This is a genomic window from Lysinibacillus sp. JNUCC-52, from assembly GCF_015999545.1.
In the GTDB taxonomy this organism is placed as follows: domain Bacteria; phylum Bacillota; class Bacilli; order Bacillales_A; family Planococcaceae; genus Lysinibacillus.
On the sequence record NZ_CP065546.1, the window covers coordinates 3,184,286 to 3,199,146 of the forward strand.

The window sequence follows — 14,861 nt, forward strand, 5'->3', positions numbered from 1 at the left end:
TAGCGTAAGACGCAACAATCCGCGCGTTAGCGACGGTTGCGGCTTACGTCGTGCCTGCGGTAAGCGGAGTGAATTGTTTAAGTGCCAGGCACCCAAACAATTCACAAACAATTTATTATACATTCGTGATAGTAATCATATACATTCAAATGTCTGTTTGAATATGATGGAATATTATGCTATATTAAAAACAATCAAACGAATATTTGAATGAGGTGAGGAATTGACGAAAGAAATATGCGAAGTGACGCATGTTAATGAACAAGCGGTCACAAAAGTACAGCAGCAAATGCCAGACTTATCAGGCGTAGCCAAATTTTTAAAGGCATTATCTGATGAAACAAGACTCAAAATAGCGTATGCCTTAACCGTAGAAGATGAATTATGTGTTTGTGATGTTGCGACAATTATCGGTTCATCTGTAGCAACAGCATCCCATCATTTACGTTATTTAAAAGAACATAGTTTAGCGAAATCGCATCGTAAGGGGAAGCAAATGTATTACGCTTTAGCCGACGAGCATGTATACCAAATTGTAACGATTGCCTATGAACATGCGAAGGAAGGGATTGCCAATGGCAGTGATACCGAGTAAGCAAGAGTATCGTCTACAAAACTTATCCTGTGCTAGCTGTGCAGCTAAATTTGAAAAAAATGTAAAAGCTATTCCTGATGTTCAAGATGCGCAAGTAAACTTCGGCGCTTCTAAAATAACGATTGTAGGAGCAGTTAGTGTCGATCAAATCGAAGAAGCAGGTGCATTTGATGGCATTAAAGTTTCACAATCTGCGACAAAATCAAGTGAAGGAACAATTCCTTTTTATAAGAAAACGGAGAATATCTTAGCTAGTGTTTCACTGCTATTCGTTGTCGTTGGCTATCTATTATCTTCTGTTCGTGGAGAAGAAGACTTGTCGACCATTGCGATGTTTATCATTGCAATTATTGTCGGGGGCGTGAAAATTTTCAAAACTGGCTTCCGCAACCTTGCACGACTAGAATTTGATATGAAAACGCTTATGACCATTGCCATAATTGGCGCTGCCATAATCGGCGAGTGGGAAGAAGCGGCCGTTGTTGTCTTTTTATTCGCAGTAAGTGAAGCGCTGGAAGCGTACTCAATGGATAAGGCGCGTCAGTCGATTCGTCAGTTGATGGATATTGCTCCACCGACTGCCACTATTAAACGAGCACACGGTGAACATTTCCACGAGATGGAGTTAGCAACAGAAGAGATTGAAATTGGCGATATTTTAATGGTGAAGCCTGGTCAAAAAATTGCAATGGATGGCATTGTCATCGCGGGGTTATCTGCAGTCAATCAGGCAGCCATTACAGGTGAATCAATTCCTGTCAATAAATCAGTTGGTGACGAGGTGTTTGCGGGAACGTTGAATGAAGAAGGCGCATTAGAGGTACGTGTAACGAAACGTGTAGAGGATACAACGATTGCGAAGATTATTCATTTAGTGGAGGAGGCACAGGCAGAAAAGGCTCCATCACAACAATTTGTAGATCGCTTTGCTAAATACTATACACCTGCAATAATGCTTGTAGCGCTTCTTGTAGCCATTGTTCCACCATTATTTGTAGGAGATTGGCAACACTGGATTTATCAAGGGTTAGCAGTTCTTGTTGTTGGTTGCCCGTGTGCGCTAGTTGTTTCGACTCCAGTGGCAATCGTAACCGCTATCGGAAATGCTGCAAGACAAGGCGTTCTTATAAAAGGTGGTATTCACTTAGAGCAATTAGGTCATATAGATGCGGTTGCATTTGATAAAACAGGAACATTAACAAAAGGAACGCCTGTTGTAACAGATATTATTACACATAAGGAAATGCTAGAAGATGATGTATTACAGCTTGTTGCAGCAGTTGAAAAGCAATCTCAGCATCCATTAGCAAAAGCTATATTGAAGGCATTACATGAGAAAAAGCTGACAGAGCTTGTTCCTACAGACTTTCAATCCGTAACTGGTAAGGGTGCTTATGCAACGGTAGATGGTCAGAAGGTTTACGTAGGAAGCATGAATTGGATTTTAACGTTAGCGACAGTTGACGCAACGGTTAAGGAGCAGGTTAATCAACTTCAAAAACAGGGTAAGACTGTAGTAGCAGCTGTTAGTGATAGTCAGTTTATAGGATTAATAGCTATTGCTGATCAATTACGTGCAGAAAGTAAGAAAGTACTAGAAAAATTAAGTGCTTTAAAGGTAAAGCATACGGTGATGTTAACAGGAGATGCCAAATCTACTGCTGAAGCGATTGCCTCTACATTAAGTATGAGCGATGTAAGAGCAGGGTTACTGCCTGCTGAAAAACTATCTGCTATTAAAGAATTACGCACGAAATACGGAGCTGTCGCAATGGTTGGAGACGGTGTGAATGATGCGCCAGCATTGGCTTCAGCTAATGTAGGGATTGCGATGGGTGGCGCAGGTACAGATGCTGCATTAGAGACGGCTGATATTGCGCTAATGGGTGACGATTTAACGAAATTACCGTATACGATAGCTCTTAGCAGAAAAACACTACGAATTATTAAAGAAAACATTATATTTGCACTAGCTTTAAAATTAATTGCCCTATTACTTGTTATTCCAGGTTGGCTAACATTATGGATTGCCATTTTTGCAGATATGGGTGCAACATTACTCGTTGTATTTAATTCTTTAAGGCTTATAAAAACGAGAAAATAATAGGTAAAAAGAAGTGCGTAAATTTTCTCTGTAGGTAAATAATCGTTACAATGTTTATTTATTATTGTTATATAGATGCTACTAGCGATTCTTGAAAAGTGATAAAATTCACGTTATTATTAATAGAGGAAAAATGTAACAATACATTATAAATGAGGCGAAAGTTTTATATGTCAGAACCTATTTTAGTAAATGTTACAGAGGAAATAGTGCGTGGTTTAGTAAGTTTTCTACTTCGAGGACCAGAATATCAAACATTTTGTAAATGTCAAAACTGCGAATTTGATACAGTGGCACTTGCATTAAATGCTTTGGCAAGTAAGTATGTTACATCTATGGAAACGCGAGATGAAGCATTTAAAGCGTTGAATACTCCTGAAAATATCGAGTTGATTAACAGAGAAATTATTCATGCATTACATGTGGTAAATAAGTATCCTCGTCATTAAAAAGAGCCCACTTCTATAGTGAAGTAGGCTTTTTTTATGTTTCAAAGAAGTGTTTAACTTGGTTATGTATTTTCAGTTAACTTTTAAGGCAAGCTTGTAGTAAACTAGAGAGTAAGAATAGGAAAGAGAGGGAATAAGATATGCCAACACCTAGTATGGAGGACCATATCGAACAAATATATTTATTGATCGCTAATAAAGGTTATGCTCGTGTGTCTGACATTGCTGAAGCATTATCTGTTCTTCCTTCTTCTGTTACTAAGATGGTTCAAAAATTAGATAAAGATGGTTATTTAGTTTATGAAAAATATCGTGGTCTTACATTGACGCCAAGAGGAGAACAACTTGGAAAACGTCTTGTGCAACGACATGAACTGCTAGAACAATTTTTGCGAATCATTGGTGTAGATGAAGAGCGTATTTACAATGATGTAGAAGGAATAGAGCATCATTTGAGTTGGAATTCAATTGATCGTATTGCGGAACTTGTGCAAGTAATGGAAGAAAATCCAGACATCGCAAAAAAGCTAGAAGCATCAAGAAAACAGCACAATCTATAAGATAAGAGATTATGTTCACGCTATAACACGCTATAATCTCCATGTTAGAGGAGCTGCTTGTATAACCTATATTTGTGTCCTTGTGCTCGTTGCTTTGAAGTATATGCATTAAGTACGGAATTATATATTTTGCGAAATTGATGGTATGAAGGAAAGGAAGACATTGATGAACGAATTAAAATCAGGTGAAGTTGTTACTTTAACAGTGTTAGAGCAACAAGCATCGAAATGGATCTTAACAAATGGGGTAGTTGAACTACCATTAAATGCTTCTGAGGTCACAGAACCGCTAGCTGTAGGGGATCGTCTTGAAGTGTTTTTATTTGCGGATCGACGTGGTGATTTAGCAGCTACTACTGCTATTCCTGCATTTGCACAGGGTGAATACGGCTGGGCACGCGTTCTTCGTGTTGTAGAGCGCGAAGGTGCTTTTGTAGATATTGGTACTTCTCGTGAAGTGCTTGTACAAGCAGAGGACCTACCTGCTGTTAAAGAAGTGTGGCCAGAACCTGGTGATCATTTATTTATGACATTACGAACAGATCGAAATGGAGATTTATTCGGTCGTTTAGTAACGGAGGAAAAGATTTCAGAGCTATACGAAGGTGCATTTGAAGATATGCACAATAAAAATATTACAGCTCGTCCGTATCGTGTATTACCTGTAGGCACATTTTTACTAGGGGTAGAACAACCATATCGTATTTTCGTGCATGAATCAGAACGTTATGCGGAACCACGTCTTGGACAAGATGTAGAAGTGCGAATTATTGATATAAAAGATGATGGCTCAATGAACGGGTCTCTTTTACCTCGAAAACACGAGCGCATCACAGGAGACGCACAGCAAATATTAAGCTATTTACAAGATGTTGGCGGGAAAATGCCATTTAGTGATAAGTCTTCTCCAGATGAAATTAAAGAAATGTTTAATATGAGTAAAGCGGCATTTAAACGAGCGCTTGGAACACTTATGAAGGCTGGTAAAGTGAAGCAGCAAGATGGCTGGACAGAAGAAATTTAATTTCTTTAAAATATAGAAAATGACGAGAGCCATGCCTGAAACCTTCTCGTCATTTTTTCGTACTAATAATTGTATAGTGACATACATTATACAGGCTATATGATTTCTAGCGAAAGGGGTCACACAATTTGAAAAAAACATGGGGGAAAATACTAGTAGCTACGATGCTAGTGTTTGGTGTGCTGGCACCGTCAACAGGATTTGCAGCAGACAATACGCCGCCGAAAGCAATTGATGAAAAATTAGGTGTACCAATTGTCGTATATGGCGCAAACCTATCTGAGACCGAAAAAGAATCTGTAAAAAAATCGTTAAAAGTAAATGAAGATCCTGAAGTTGAGGAAATAACAGTATCAGGGAATGACTTAGCTAAATACATTAAAGATAGTAATGCAAGCTCACGTATGTATTCTTCTGCGAAAATTACGCGTAAGGATGCTGGAAAAGGCTTAGTTATCGAAATTGTCACACCATCAAATATTACACAAGTAACTTCTGAAATGTATGCAAATGCAATGTTGACAGCGGGTATTGAGGATGCAACAGTTCAAGTGGCAGCTCCAAAGCCTGTAACAGGTCACTCTGCGCTTGTAGGTATATATAAAGCCTATGAGGTAACAACAGGCGAAACGTTAGATATAGACCGTACAGACGTTGCCAATGAAGAACTGTCCGTAGCAACTAAACTAGCAGATTCTGCTGGCGTTGATGATGCAAAGGTTGCGGAATTACTTACAGAAATTAAAAAACAAATTGCTGAAGTAAAGCCTGAAACACGTGAAGATGTTGAAAAAATTGTACAAGAGCAGTTAGAAAAACTAGAAGTGAATTTGAGTGAAAAAGATCGTCAGCTATTAGTGGACTTAATGGACAAAATTAGTAAACTAGATATTGATTTTAGTAAATGGTCAGAACAACTAAATGATATTAGTAATACATTGCAAGAGAAGTTTGGAGCATTGATGGAAGACGAAGGTTTCTGGACGAGTGTGAAAAATTTCTTTGCAAATTTAAAAGATACAATTTCAACATGGTTTAATTAAATGAAAGCGTGCTTTGCCATTAGGTAGAGTGCTTCAGACTGTAGATAAAGTCATATGTCCTTGGCTTATCTGCAGTCTTTTTTAGTATAAACGGTAGGATGGATGACAATAAAAACGTATCTACTATTTTTGTAAAAATGCAAATAGCTATGGTACTATGAAAAAAAGGAGTGGTGAGAAATGGAATTCCAATTACAAAATGAAACGGAAAACAAACTAGCTTTTGTTTATAAGCAGGATGGGGAACAGTTAGCGGAAATTACGTGGAAACAGGAAGGTCAAGTAATGGTCATGGATCACACCTACGTTTCAGACAAGCTTCGTGGTCAAGGGGTAGCTAAAAAATTATTGGATCGTGCAGCAGATTATGCTCGTGAAAATAATTATAAAATGGTAGCTGTTTGTTCATATGTAGTCGCAGCATTTGAAAAATCGGATGCTTATAACGATGTAAAACAATAAAAATAAAGCAATCTGCGATTTAGCTCTTAGCTACAATGCGGATTGCTTTTTAGGTTGAATAAAGAAATTTTTCATTACACATATTAAAAGAATAGGACACTGTAAATAAGTACTGTTAAGAAGCCTGCGCCTCCAACTAATGAAGCCATATCTACCCAATCATATACTAAATCTAAATCTTTCATAAAAACATCCTCCTATCGATTGTATTATTGTATTATTTCCCTCATATTGTCAGTGTTAATCATATATAAGTACAAAATAATAAAGAATTACGAAAAAGATTAGAATTATGTGATAATAACGAGTAGGAGAGTGATTGCGAATGTCTTGGAAAATTCAGACGTACGATGAATTAACGACAGAAGAACTGTATAAAATTATTCAGCTACGAGTAAATGTTTTTATTGTTGAGCAACAAACATGCTATGAGGATTTAGATAACCATGATCAAAACTCTATACATATATCATATGTTGAAAATGGAAAATTATGCGCATATTCGCGTATATTGCCCCCTGGTGAAAAATTTGAAATGGCCTCGATTGGGCGAGTTATTACGAGCCAGGAAATGCGTGGGACAGGACTAGGGAAAGAAATGATTCAATTCGCATTAGATATAATCGAACAGCGATGGCCAGGTTCGGCGGTATTTATACAGGCACAGGAATATTTAAAAAAATTTTATGGTTCCTTTGGCTTTGAACAAGTCTCAGAGCCTTATATTTACGACAGCTTGCCACATTTAGATATGCTCTATCAAGGAAAAAAATAATGTTTAGTCCTCACAGAATAGGGAAAAGCTATAGTACAAGGCTAGTTTCTATATTTTTAGGAGGGATTTATTATGGCAAAGCGTAAAGGAACAGGTGTTGTGCTTGCTGGATTAGCAGGATTTGCAGCATCTTATTTAAGTAAAAAAGAGAATCGTGATAAAGCATGTGAAATGTTCAACAATGCAAAGTCCAAACTTGAATCTTTTCTGAATACATCAAATGTTAATATGGATGATCGAATTGCGGAACGTGTCACTTCTGAAGTAGCAACGGAAGCAGGGACAGCGCCAACAAAGTTAGCGTCAAACGAAATGGTTTCCGAAGGCGGAGGACATACAGGCGTTCATTTCTACAATGAAGAAATCCAAGAAAAAGAAAAATAAAAAAACAAACCTTCTCATTTAGCTATGAGAAGGTTTTTTGAGTTTTGTATTGGTGTCAGGCACTCGAATAATTCTGAAAATTAACGGATAATACTGTATTAGCCGCAAGCGAAGTGGTTTTTTCTTAGAGCGGCTTATGGAAAAGTCCTTGTTTATTTGGAATAAGGGTAACACCAGCGAAAGTGATTAACACAATTCCTGTGAAAATAAATCCGCTGACTACACCGAGTGATAACCATCCGAGTAATGAGGAGCCTAGTACCACTCCTAATGAGAAAAAGGCATAAAAATATCCGTATGCTTTCCCACGGATTTCAACAGTCGTAGAATCAATTAATAATGAATTTACAGACGGGAACAACAAACCGAAACCAATGCCGTAACAAGCCATTGCTATGTAAAGTAACATACTCGAATCAGCCTGACTGATCAATATTTGACTTAAGCCCATTAAAGCAATGCCAAGCGATAATGTTTTAACTGGGGCAACTTTATCGAAAATGCGGTTACTCGGTAAAATAAATACTAGTACAGCAACAATACCAAAAGCACTCATTAATGTACCGCTTAAGCGTGAATCAAAACCTAAAGATTGAACTTTTAAAGGTAATAAATAGGCAATGACTCCTTGAGAAAACATTAAAAAGAATGCGCCTGAGAAAGCCTTTAATGTTCCTGCATTATTAAAAAATACACTAATAGGGATATAGGTACTAGAAGAAGACTTTTCTTTTTTAACTTTATTCGAATTTAGTAAAAAGAAAGAAAGGATTCCTAACAATAGCATACAACTTGCCGTAATATTAAAGACAAAAGGCACACTAGTACGGCTTGCTAAGATACCACTAAAAGCTGGCCCGATTATGGCTGCAATACCTACAAATGCTCCAGAAATAGCACTGCCTTTGCCGCGTTTCTCTTGCTCAGTAGCATTAGCTAAAAATGTGAAAGCAGCAGGAACGATAAAACCAGCAACTAGTCCATGAATAAAGCGGACTATTAAAAGGGCAAGTGGTGCTTCGACTAAATTATATAATGTTAGCGAAAGCCCTGTTGTTAGAAGGCCAATAATTAAAATGATAAAAGGTCCTTTACGATCGGTTAAAAAGCCAGAAATAATATTCCCGAACGTATTGGAAAGAGAATACATACCAACAGCAAGTCCAGTTAAAAAGGCAGAAGCACCTAAAGATTCTGCATATGTACTCATTACAGGCAGCTGAGTAAATAGGTCAAAAAATGAAAAGAATATAATCAAATAGATAAATTTTTTCATAACTCCTCCACTACAAATTACGACATAGTGGGTTTATTATACCATTTTCGACAAAAAAAGAATGCCTAATAAGTTGAACTTATTAGACATTCGAAAATTGATAAAATTAAGCTTTAGCAATTTCTTTTTTCATTGTTTTGTTTTTCGCAAGGTTTACATGCCAAGAAAGAGCCTCTTCTAAAATGTGAGGAGTTTGTTGGTTACCAGTTGCTTCGATAGCACGGTTGTAGTAATCCCATAATTGTTCTTTGTAATCTGGGTGTGCACAGTTTTCAATAATTAAAGGTACACGTTCTTTTGGTGCTAAACCACGTAAGTCAGCAATACCTTGCTCAGTGATAATTACATCTACATCATGCTCAGTGTGGTCTACGTGAGAAACCATCGGTACGATTGAAGAAATCGCTCCACCTTTTGCATATGATTTAGTTACGAAAATACCAAGACGTGCATTACGTGCAAAGTCTCCAGAACCACCGATACCATTCATCATACGAGTTCCTGATACGTGTGTTGAGTTTACGTTGCCGTAGATATCTAACTCAAGAGCAGTGTTGATTGAAATTAATCCCAAACGACGGATAAGCTCTGGGTGGTTAGAAATTTCTTGTGGACGTAAGCAAATTTTATCAGCATATTTTTCTAAATTGCCGTATACTTTTTGCTGTAATTCTTCAGTAAGCGTAATTGAAGTAGCAGCTGCGAATTTAACTTTACCAGCATCGATTAAGTTAAATACAGCATCTTGAAGTACTTCTGATGCAACAACTAAATCTTCAAATTCAGAATCTGCAAAGCCATCAAGTACAGCATTTGCTACTGAACCTACACCAGATTGTAATGGCATTAATTGTTTTGTTAAACGACCCGCTTTAATTTCATCGCGGAAGAAGTCTAATAGAATGTTAGCCATTGTTTGTGTTTCTTCATCTGGTGGTACGATTAATGAAGGAGCATCGGGCTCTTCAGAAATAACAATCGCTTTAATTTTAGCTGGATCAACTTTGATACCGATTTCACCAATGCGTTGCATAGCATCTGTCATTGGAATAGCTTCACGATTACCTTGTTCTCCAGGTACATAAATATCATGAATACCAATTAAAGCTTCTGGATGAGAAATGTTTAACTCGATAATAATGTTTTCTGCGTATTGTGCAAAGATTGGTGAGTTACCAACAGAGTTTGTTGGGATAATATAACCATCTTCAGTAATAGCAACTGCTTCAAGAATTAAATATTTAATTGGTCCAATAATTCCTTGACGTACTAACTCAGCATTATGAGAAAGGTGAGCGTCTACATATAGGACATCACCAGAGTTAATTAAGTTACGGATACCCGAATCTCCTTGGAATGGTCCGCGTTTACGAATTGCACCAGCTTCAGCTAAGTATTTATCTACTTCTGGCCCTAATGATGCACCTGTGTATACATCAATTTTAAATTCTTCATTTTTTGCACGCTCAACTAATGCCATTGGAACAACTTTTGCATCCCCAGCACGAGTAAAACCACTCATACCAACTACATCACCGTTAGAAATAAGTGCTGCTGCTGCTTCAGCAGAAACAATTTTACTTTCAAGTTCTTTTAAACCTAGGCGTTTTTGAATATTTGCATCCATAAAAAAATCCTCCCCTAAATCATTTTGATGGAAACCGATTACAAAACTAGAAAAAACCTGTATGAATTTTCTGTTTATTTAGTTGTAGTATGACTCCAACCATTTGATTAATACTATCACCAATTTGTCACAAAAACTTTATAATTAGCATTAAATTAAGTAAACAAAGAAAAAACGAGCGGAAGGCTGATTTTTCGACAGAGAAAACGTTTTATTGTAGAGCTGAGGTTTCGAAACGAAAAAAGTACAGCAAGCTATCCTAAAAGAGGAGCTTGCTGTACTAGAGCATATTAGAAGCCTAATGAACGACGGAAATAACTTGCGTAGCGTTGACTAACAGGGATACGCGTACCATCTTTCATTATTAATAAGAACGTTGAGTGTGAATCTGGCTGAATTTCATCAATGTAATCAATGTTTACAATATAAGAACGGTGACATCTAATAAATGAGTCAGGTGCTAAAAATAGCTCAAGATCACTTAAATTTAAACGGTGATAGCCTTCACGCCCCATTGTTTTAACAAATGTTTTACGAAGCTGTGTTTCAAGATAAATGACTTGATCATGCTTAATTGGATACCAACAATCATCGATTTTAATCGTGATATAGTTTGTTAAAAATGCAGATGGTTTTTGCGGGAAGATAGCTGTGATAGCACCTTTTGTCTCGCCTTCTTCCATTAAAGGAATACTCATACCATAGTAAGCAACACCAAATACATCAGGTTCAATATACGTGCTGATTTTTTGATTATAGCTTAAAGCCTTATGTGCAGCTGAACCTTCTTTAATAGGGTCACCTGGCTTAATTTTTAAATCAACCTTTTTGCTCGGTTGGTAGTACAAGTATTCATTTGTATCGGAAATTGCAATTGAAGTATTCTCAGGGAAAAACTCCTTAATAATCTCCATGATTTCTTCTATTTGTTTTGGATCCACTATTAGCACCTCGTTTTAACTTTTAAAAATAGTATTATCATCTATTTTACTACATATTCGTATAAATTATATAGAGAAGATTTCGGAATAAAATAGAGATATGTCGATTGCTAAAATAAAAAGCGGAATAAATGCTTACATAAAATTCAATATGGAGTAATTAATTACTAATTAATTTTATTATGTATATGGTAAAATTTAAATGTCTATTAATAAGTTTACAAGGTTTCAACTATCTTTATATGATAAATAAGAACTAGAATGATGTGCAAAATGTGGTTGAAAGGAAATCGCAGAATATGGTAAAATTCACTGTAAAGTATATTTTTTTTTAATACTGGTGTTTAAGTTGGGTTATTTTTAAGCTATATTCAATATATAATTGTGTAATAGGACTCAATTCATATGATAAATAAGTAAATACTTTTTTCTTATTTTGAAATTGCAATTCGATGTCAAATATTGTAATGTAATTCGTGCACTCTGAGGAAAGATGGGGAAGATTATGCAACTACATCAACATTCTATGTCCGAAACGATATCAAAAAGATACTTCCAAGAAATCGATAATATTAACCAATATGTCGGTGTAGAAGAATTTTTTAATATTGAGTCAAAGTTAATATTTGAAATTTATCATTTAGAATCTGCGAAGGCAAAAAAATCTTTGCATGAATTAATTGATATTCTTTCTATACGTTTTGGCAAGCAAGTTATTAAAATTGTGAGAGGTTACTTTTCTGTATTAGCGTCGATTGTTGCTCGTAAATTACTAGACAATCAAGTACCTTCAAAGAAAGCCTTTGCTTTTAATATTGCTTGTAATGATATGATTGAAAATCAAATGAAAGACGCTGAATTTTTGCAATTTGCTGATGATTTAATCGATTTCTTTGTTTATTTTATCGCAGATAGAAAACAACCGACTTTCCGTCATCAGACAGTCAACAAAGTGATTATGTATATAAATGATGAGTTAGAAAATGATTTAACAGTCGAAAGTATCGCGAATAACTTCCATATTAGTACTAGTCACTTATCACGTATTTTTAGAGAACATGTGGGCATAACATTGGTTGAATATTTAAATGTTCGTCGAGTAGAAGAATCACAATATTACTTACGACATACAAATAAAAGCATTACGTCAATCTCAGACCAATTCCATTTTTGTAATCAGAGCTATTTTACACGTATTTTTAAAAAATACACAGGTGTAACACCAAAGCATTTCCGTGATGAGCTACACCATGAGTTTTATCGTTTTGAAATGAACGAGACTGAGATGCAAAACGTATAAATCTAATTTGGACATTAAATGACTGGCGCTAACTATATGAACATACTATAAGATGCGATCGTATTAGCGATGCTAAAGCGTGCATCTTTTTTATGTAGCCGATTGCCATTGTTCCAAGTTTGCGATAACACGTATAAGAATTGATAAGTAGCGCTTGCTATTTGATAAAGGTAGTCTTTATAAGGTATACTTCACATTAGTTGAAAAATAATAGTAGGTGGAAAAATGAAAAATTTGAAGCTATTATCAATGCTTGGTCTTGTTGTTTTTGTATTAAGCGGCTGTCAAGCAGTTGAGAACAAAGAAGGCTTTTTCTATAGTGTTTTTGTAAAACCTATGGAATTTTTACTGGAGTTTTTCGGGAATGATATTTTTTCAGGTAGCTATGGTTTAGCGATTATCGCCATTACGGTCCTTATCCGCTTAGTCTTAATGCCAATTATGTTGAAAAATTATCGTCAGCAACAATTAATGAAATCGAAAATGGATGCCTTCAAACCAGAAATGGAAGCCGTTCAGAAAAAAATGAAGGAAGCAAAGACAAAAGAAGAACAAATGCAATACCAGCAAGAAATGATGGCTTTGTATCAAAAGCATGGTGTCAATCCGTTGAATATGGGTTGTTTACCAATGTTAATTCAAATGCCAATCATTATGGGTCTTTACTTTTCAATTTTATATTCTGCCGATGTGAAGTCACATGAGTTTTTATGGTTTAGCTTAGGTTCACCAGACATTGTTATGACAATTATTGCAGGGATTGTTTATTTAGTACAAGCACGTGTATCTTTATGGACTGTACCAGAGCAACAAAAAAAGCAAATGAAAATGTTTATTTACATTTCGCCAATTATGATTGTCTTTATTTCTATGTCCTCTATGGCAGCTCTACCTCTTTACTGGTCTGTCAGTGGTGCATTACTAATTCTTCAAACGTATATTGGTCGAAAATATTATTCGGAGCATCCCGAAAAAGCAAAATCATAAATGAAATTATGTCGAGGCGCTTGTGTAGCCTCGATTTTTTTTAGGAGGAAAACAGCATGAACACAAAATGGATTTCATCAATTCTTGTTGCAGTTTTTAGTATCGCAGCCATTGTATTTATCATTTTAGGTAACTTCAATTTTGCTGTACTAGCAATGACTATAATGTTTGCCATGTCAAATGGTTTCAGAGCAAAAAACTTTAAAGAGCAGGGATATATTAAAGAAGCTAAATGGATGAAGTATATGTCTATCTTTTTCTCTATAGCTTCAATCGTTGTTCTTATTATCATTTTTACAGAATAATAGGGGAAAAGCTTCACTAAAAAATATGAACAGTGATAAAATAAAAATATCATATTGAAATGTCTTGGCGAAGGTCACAGATTTTCAGAGTTTTTTTCAGCAGGCTCAATAAATCTGGACGCCATTAATGCCGAGGCGTACTGATTAAAGGTCTTAGGGTTGCGCAAACTCTCGATGAAACGACCTGTCTGGTAGTTAAGCAACCCTGTATCTGTACAAAAGGGGCAAAAAAAGTGAAAAAAAGTCGTTTACCACTTATTATTGGTGCTGTTATTTCTGTGGCATTAATTGTTTCTATTTTTGTAGTTGTAAACTATAAAAATAGCCAAGTAAATGTAGCATCTGACGAGGAACAACCAGCAGCACAAAAGGGCAAAGAAGATGAGCCAACAAAAGAACAACCAAAATCACCTGATAAAACATCTGAGCCTCAAGAGCAGCCAGATGAAAACGGCTATTACCCAAATCAAACGATACCAACAGAGCCTACTTATATTGATGGCGTTTTATTAGCAAATAAAAGATACCCACTACCATCAACATTTGCACCTGGTGAAAGTCCAGAGGCTCGTCAAGCGTTAAATACAATGATTGCAGAAGCGAAGCAACAAGGTTTTAACTTAGTAGCGTTTAGTGGATATCGTTCCTACGAGTATCAAACAACTTTGTATAATAACTATGTGAAGCGTGATGGTCAGGCTGCTGCAGACCGTTATAGTGCACGACCAGGTTTTTCAGAGCATCAAACAGGCTTAGCATTTGATATTGGTGAAGTTGGCAAAGATGATTTATGGCTGACTGAGGAGTTTGGAGAAACACCAGCTGGACAATGGCTATTTGATAATGCTGCACAATTCGGTTTCATTTTACGATTCCCACAAAACAAAGAAGACATTACAGGGTATATGTATGAATCATGGCATTACCGTTACGTAGGGGTCGAAATTGCTAAAAAAATTAAAGAACAAAATCTTACTTTAGAAGAATATTTAGGCGTGAAATAAAAAACAAGAGAATCCTACCGTTGAT

General features: G+C 36.1%; 16 protein-coding genes. 13 read left to right on the top strand and 3 right to left on the bottom strand.

Features of this window, described 5'->3' with window-relative positions; genetic code table 11:
* The first annotated feature begins 223 nt into the window (after positions 1 to 223).
* From JNUCC52_RS15775 to JNUCC52_RS15815, 9 genes are all read left to right on the top strand, one after another.
* The gene (locus JNUCC52_RS15775; protein ID WP_337980309.1) at positions 224 to 595 is read left to right on the top strand and encodes an ArsR/SmtB family transcription factor; all 372 of its coding nucleotides are present in this window, start codon (positions 224 to 226) and stop codon (positions 593 to 595) included.
* Complete coding sequence (locus tag JNUCC52_RS15780) at positions 576 to 2,699, top strand: heavy metal translocating P-type ATPase (RefSeq protein ID WP_173479395.1); 2,124 nt, start codon at positions 576 to 578, stop codon at positions 2,697 to 2,699. Before JNUCC52_RS15775 ends, JNUCC52_RS15780 begins: the two co-directional genes overlap by 20 nt.
* Positions 2,700 to 2,869: 170 nt before the next feature.
* Complete coding sequence (locus JNUCC52_RS15785; protein ID WP_173479396.1) at positions 2,870 to 3,148, top strand: late competence development ComFB family protein; 279 nt, start codon at positions 2,870 to 2,872, stop codon at positions 3,146 to 3,148.
* A gap of 140 nt (positions 3,149 to 3,288) precedes the next feature.
* Positions 3,289 to 3,708 carry a transcriptional regulator MntR gene (gene mntR, locus JNUCC52_RS15790; RefSeq protein WP_173479397.1) on the top strand — a complete coding sequence of 140 codons (420 nt, stop codon included), beginning with the start codon at positions 3,289 to 3,291 and terminating at the stop codon, positions 3,706 to 3,708.
* Between the two features lie 166 nt (positions 3,709 to 3,874).
* A complete protein-coding gene (locus JNUCC52_RS15795) occupies positions 3,875 to 4,732 on the top strand; it encodes a CvfB family protein (RefSeq protein ID WP_337980310.1) in 858 nt (285 codons plus the stop codon).
* A 128-nt stretch (positions 4,733 to 4,860) separates the two neighbouring features.
* Positions 4,861 to 5,775 (top strand): DUF1002 domain-containing protein, encoded by a 915-nt coding sequence (locus tag JNUCC52_RS15800; RefSeq protein WP_173479399.1) that lies wholly within the window; start codon positions 4,861 to 4,863, stop codon positions 5,773 to 5,775.
* A 180-nt stretch (positions 5,776 to 5,955) separates the two neighbouring features.
* Positions 5,956 to 6,237: a GNAT family N-acetyltransferase gene (locus tag JNUCC52_RS15805; protein ID WP_337980311.1), complete on the top strand. Its 282-nt coding sequence runs from the start codon at positions 5,956 to 5,958 to the stop codon at positions 6,235 to 6,237.
* 325 nt (positions 6,238 to 6,562) lie between these two features.
* Entirely contained in the window at positions 6,563 to 7,012 is a 450-nt protein-coding gene (locus JNUCC52_RS15810; protein WP_337980312.1) for a GNAT family N-acetyltransferase, read from the top strand.
* Positions 7,013 to 7,084: 72 nt separating this feature from the next.
* On the top strand, positions 7,085 to 7,396 hold the full coding sequence (locus tag JNUCC52_RS15815; protein WP_173479402.1) for a YbyB family protein: 312 nt from the start codon (positions 7,085 to 7,087) through the stop codon (positions 7,394 to 7,396).
* A 124-nt stretch (positions 7,397 to 7,520) separates the two neighbouring features.
* On the opposite strand, the gene JNUCC52_RS15820 is transcribed toward JNUCC52_RS15815, so the two are convergent.
* The 3 genes from JNUCC52_RS15820 to JNUCC52_RS15830 form a co-directional block, all read right to left on the bottom strand.
* On the bottom strand, positions 7,521 to 8,672 hold the full coding sequence (locus JNUCC52_RS15820) for an MFS transporter (protein ID WP_173479403.1): 1,152 nt from the start codon (positions 8,670 to 8,672) through the stop codon (positions 7,521 to 7,523).
* 106 nt (positions 8,673 to 8,778) lie between these two features.
* Positions 8,779 to 10,299: a succinyl-CoA:acetate CoA-transferase ScpC gene (scpC, locus tag JNUCC52_RS15825; RefSeq protein WP_173479404.1), complete on the bottom strand. Its 1,521-nt coding sequence runs from the start codon at positions 10,297 to 10,299 to the stop codon at positions 8,779 to 8,781.
* A 290-nt stretch (positions 10,300 to 10,589) separates the two neighbouring features.
* A complete protein-coding gene (locus JNUCC52_RS15830) occupies positions 10,590 to 11,240 on the bottom strand; it encodes a LytTR family DNA-binding domain-containing protein (protein WP_173479405.1) in 651 nt (216 codons plus the stop codon).
* Between the two features lie 505 nt (positions 11,241 to 11,745).
* Here JNUCC52_RS15830 and JNUCC52_RS15835 point away from each other — a divergent pair.
* The 4 genes from JNUCC52_RS15835 (at position 11,746) to JNUCC52_RS15850 (ending at position 14,836) form a co-directional block, all read left to right on the top strand.
* The gene (locus JNUCC52_RS15835; RefSeq protein WP_173479406.1) at positions 11,746 to 12,540 is read left to right on the top strand and encodes a helix-turn-helix transcriptional regulator; all 795 of its coding nucleotides are present in this window, start codon (positions 11,746 to 11,748) and stop codon (positions 12,538 to 12,540) included.
* Between the two features lie 225 nt (positions 12,541 to 12,765).
* Positions 12,766 to 13,527 carry a membrane protein insertase YidC gene (gene yidC, locus JNUCC52_RS15840; protein WP_173479407.1) on the top strand — a complete coding sequence of 254 codons (762 nt, stop codon included), beginning with the start codon at positions 12,766 to 12,768 and terminating at the stop codon, positions 13,525 to 13,527.
* A 56-nt stretch (positions 13,528 to 13,583) separates the two neighbouring features.
* Positions 13,584 to 13,832: a hypothetical protein gene (locus JNUCC52_RS15845; protein ID WP_173479408.1), complete on the top strand. Its 249-nt coding sequence runs from the start codon at positions 13,584 to 13,586 to the stop codon at positions 13,830 to 13,832.
* A gap of 233 nt (positions 13,833 to 14,065) precedes the next feature.
* Positions 14,066 to 14,836 carry a M15 family metallopeptidase gene (locus JNUCC52_RS15850; RefSeq protein WP_337980313.1) on the top strand — a complete coding sequence of 257 codons (771 nt, stop codon included), beginning with the start codon at positions 14,066 to 14,068 and terminating at the stop codon, positions 14,834 to 14,836.
* Positions 14,837 to 14,861: the final 25 nt, after the last annotated feature.